This window comes from Cryobacterium sp. 10I1 (assembly GCF_035019805.1).
Taxonomy (GTDB): Bacteria; Actinomycetota; Actinomycetes; order Actinomycetales; family Microbacteriaceae; genus Cryobacterium; species Cryobacterium glucosi.
On record NZ_JASJVF010000286.1, the window covers coordinates 1 to 3,880 of the forward strand.

3 protein-coding genes are annotated in these 3,880 nt (G+C 69.4%); 1 reads left to right on the forward strand and 2 read right to left on the reverse strand.

Going from position 1 to position 3,880, the window contains the following annotated elements; genetic code table 11:
• A partial coding sequence (locus QN345_RS16585; RefSeq protein WP_323508904.1) for a class I SAM-dependent methyltransferase occupies positions 1–619 on the reverse strand: 619 nt, incomplete at its 3' end.
• Positions 620–756: 137 nt separating this feature from the next.
• Between QN345_RS16585 and QN345_RS16590 the strand changes: the two genes are divergently transcribed.
• A complete protein-coding gene (locus QN345_RS16590) occupies positions 757–2,823 on the forward strand; it encodes a M3 family metallopeptidase (RefSeq protein WP_323508905.1) in 2,067 nt (688 codons plus the stop codon).
• Between the two features lie 30 nt (positions 2,824–2,853).
• Here the strand turns inward: QN345_RS16590 and QN345_RS16595 are convergent, their stop codons facing one another.
• On the reverse strand, positions 2,854–3,876 hold the full coding sequence (locus tag QN345_RS16595; RefSeq protein ID WP_322189745.1) for a 1-aminocyclopropane-1-carboxylate deaminase: 1,023 nt from the start codon (positions 3,874–3,876) through the stop codon (positions 2,854–2,856).
• Positions 3,877–3,880 lie beyond the last annotated feature (4 nt).

Here is a 3,880-nt window from a genome sequence, read left to right on the forward strand (position 1 = left end):
GGCCGGCGTCTGGATCACCTCCGTTCCAGTAGTGCACCGCACGGTAGGCGGTCATCCAGGACTGGAGGCCGGGGAGCTTGGGGTACCAGGCCACGCCGCCGTAGTCGACATCGCGGGCGGCGAGGATGCCGCCCGGTTTCAGCACGCGGCGGAGTTCCCTCAGGGCGGCGACCGGGTTGGCCAGGTGTTGAAGCACCTGGTGCGCGTGCACGAGGTCGAAGCTGTCGTCCGCGAAGTCGAGGGCATAGACATCGCCGACCCGGAAGGCGACGTTGGGCACACCCTCGTCGACGGCGAGCCCGGCCGCCTGGGCGACGATCGCAGCGGAGGCGTCGACGCCGGTGACCGTGCCCGGAGAAACCCGGCGCGCGAGGTCGACCGTGATCGTGCCAGGCCCGCAGCCGACATCGAGGACCCTCAGCCCCGGCGTAAGGTGCGGGATCAGGTACGCGGCCGAGTTCAGGACGGTACGCCAGGTGTGCGAGCGGAGCACGCTCTCGTGGTGCCCGTGCGTATAGGTGTCGCGGATCGCCTCGCCGTGCGGGGCGATCTCGACGCGGTCGGCGTCCCTGTTTTCCGGCTGGGAGTGTGCGGGCTCGCGTGTTTGCTCGGCGGTCATGCTGACAGCCTAGGACCTGTACCGAATTCAGGAGTCGGGATCCCGGAGGACACCGCTGGCCGGCATCCGCCGCACTGATCCGGGCTCCGGCACCCCACTGCCGGTCGTACTCCTGAATTCGGAACTAGGTTTAAGGCATGGACCAGCACAACCCCTTCGCCCGGCCGAGCACGCTCCCGTTCCAACTCCCGCCGTATGCCGCCATTCGCGACGAGCACTACCGGCCCGCGTTCCTCGAAGGCATGGCCGAGCAGCTCGCCGAGGTCGAAACGATCTGTTCCGACCCCGCGGAGCCGTCCGTCGCGAACACCCTGCTGGCGCTTGAACGGAGCGGCCAGTTGCTCGACCGGGTCGCCGCGGTGTTCTTCAACCGGAGCTCCTCAGATTCCAGCCCGTTCACGATCGCCCTGGAGGAGGAGCTCGCTCCCCTGCTCGCGGCCCACTCCGACGCGATCCGGCTGCGCCCCGAGCTCTTCGCGCGCATCGCGGCCCTGCACGCGCGCGCAGACGAGCTCGGGCTCGACCCGGAGACCCGGTACCTCCTCGAGCGGTATTTCACCCAGTTCACCCTCGCCGGCGCCGGGCTGTCCGACGCAGACAAGGCGCTGCTCCGCGACTTCAACACGCGGCTCTCCGTCGCCACAACCCGGTTCGAGAAGAACCTTCTCGCCGACACCAACGACCTAGCCCTCGTCGTCGACGACGCTTCGGAGCTCGACGGTCTCTCTGCCGGCCAGCTCTCCGCCGCGGCCCAGGCCGCAACCGACCGTGGCATGCCCGGCCGTTTCGTGATCACCCTCGTGCTCTTCACCGGCCACCCCTACCTCGCGCTGCTCACCAACCGGGGCGTGCGCGAACGGTTGCTCGCCGCCTCGCGTGCCAGGGGCATCCGTGGCGGAGAGCACGACAACCGCGCCCTCGTGCTGTCGATCACCCGCCTCCGCGCCGAACGCGCCCGCCTGCTCGGCTTCGCGACCCACGCGGCCGCGGTCACGGCCGACGAGACCGCCAGGACGCCCGCCGCCGTCGGGGACCTGCTGCACCGGCTCGCGGTTCCGGCCGCCCGCAACGCGCGCGCCGAGCAGGCCCAACTGCAGGCCCTCGTCGACGCCGACGTCGCTGCGGGGATCCTCGCGGAGGGCTTCGACATCGCCGCCTGGGACTGGGCGTTCTACTCCGAGCGGATGCGCCGGGCCAGGTACGACGTCGACACGGCCGCCCTGCGCCCCTGGTTCGAGCTCGAGAGCGTGCTGCGCGACGGCGTCTTCTACGCCGCCCAGCGCCTCTACGGGGTGACCTTCACCGAACGTGCCTCGCTCGCCGCGTGGCACCCCGATGCGCGGGTGTTCGAAGTGTGCGAGGAGGACGGCTCCCCCGTCGGCCTGTACATCCTCGACGTGTACACCCGGGATTCCAAGCGCGGCGGGGCGTGGATGAACGCCCTCGTCTCGCAGTCGGATCTGCTCGGCACGCCCGTGATCGTCTGCAACAACCTCAATGTGCCGCAGCCGGCCGCCGGGGAGGCCACGCTGCTGAGCCTCGACGAGGTCACCACGCTCTTCCACGAGTTCGGGCACGCCCTCCACGGGCTTTTCGCGCGGGTCACCTACCCGAAATTCGCCGGGACGAACGTGTACCGGGACTTCGTCGAGTTCCCGAGCCAGGTCAACGAGATGTGGCGCTTCGACCCGGAGGTGCTCGCGAACTATGCGCACCACCGCGAGACCGGCGAGCCGCTGCCCCCGGAGGTCGTCGCGGGCATCCACGCGTCTGCGACCTTCAACGAGGGCTTCGCGACGAGCGAATACCTCGCCGCCGCACTGCTCGACCAGGCCTGGCACGGCATCGAAGCGGATGCCGGCACCGAGATCACCGATGTCGCCGCCTTCGAGGCCGCCTGTCTCACCGCCGCCGGCCTCGACAACCCCGCCGTGCCGACCCGGTACGCGAGCACCTATTTCGCGCACACCTTCTCCGGCGGGTACGACGCGGGCTACTACTCGTACATCTGGAGCGAGGTGCAGGACGCGGACACCGGCGCCTGGTTCGCCGAGCACGGCGGCCTGACCAGGGAGAACGGTGAGCGGTTCCGGGAACGCCTGCTCGCTCGCGGGGGCGGCATCGACCCGCTCGAGGCGTACCGGGACTTCAGGGGGCGCGATGCGATCATCCAGCCGCTGCTCGACCGGCGCGGCCTGAACTAGCCGCGCCGACCTCCCTGTCCCGGCAGAGACTCAGTGATACAGCGCGCTGTATGCGTTGATCGCCGGCTGGCCGCCGAGGTGGGCGTAGAGGACGTTGCCGTCCCTGGCAATGTCGCCCGTCGTGACGAGGTCGATCAGTCCGGCCATCGACTTTCCCTCGTAGACGGGGTCGATGATGACGCCCTCGAGGCTCGCCGTGAGCCGGATGGCGGCATTCGTCGACTCCACCGGTATCCCGTAGAAGTTCCCCGCCCAGCCTTCGAGCACGGTGATCTCGTCGTCGGTGATGGGACGCCCCACGCCGATCAGTTCCGCCGTGTTGCGCGCGATGCGGGCGACCTGGTTGCGAGTGGCCTCGATCGTGGCGGATGCGTCGATCCCGAGCACGCGCCGCTTGCGACCCCCGAAGTTCGCCTCGAGGTCGGCGAATCCGGCGATCATGCCCGCGTGGGTCGACCCGGTGACGCTGCAGACCACGATCGTGTCGAAGAACACACCGAGCTCTTTCTCCTGGGCGGCCACTTCGTGGGCCCAGTTCGCGAAGCCGAGTCCGCCCAGTCGGTGGTCGGAGGCACCAGCAGGGATCGGATACGGGATTCCTCCCGCGGCCACGACGTCGGCGATGGCCTGCGTCCACGAGTCCTTGAAGCCGATTCCGAACCCCTCGGATGAGATGCGCACGTCGGCACCGGTGAGCCGGGAGAGCAGGATGTTGCCCACCCGGTCGTTGACGCTGTCCGGCCAGTCCACCCACTGCTCCTGCACCAGAACAGCCTTCAGGCCGAGGTGGGCGGCGACCGCGGCGACCTGCCTGGTGTGGTTGGACTGGATGCCGCCGATGGAGACGAGGGTGTCCGCACCCTGGGCAAGGGCCTCCGGAATCAGGTACTCCAGCTTCCGGGTCTTGTTACCGCCGAAAGCGAGGCCGCTGTTCACGTCCTCACGCTTGGCCCAGACACGGGCGCCACCGAGGTGGGCGCTGAGCCGGTCGAGCGGGTGAATGGGGCTCGGGCCGAAGGTGAGCGGGTGACGGGGAAAATCGCGCAGTGCCATGGGG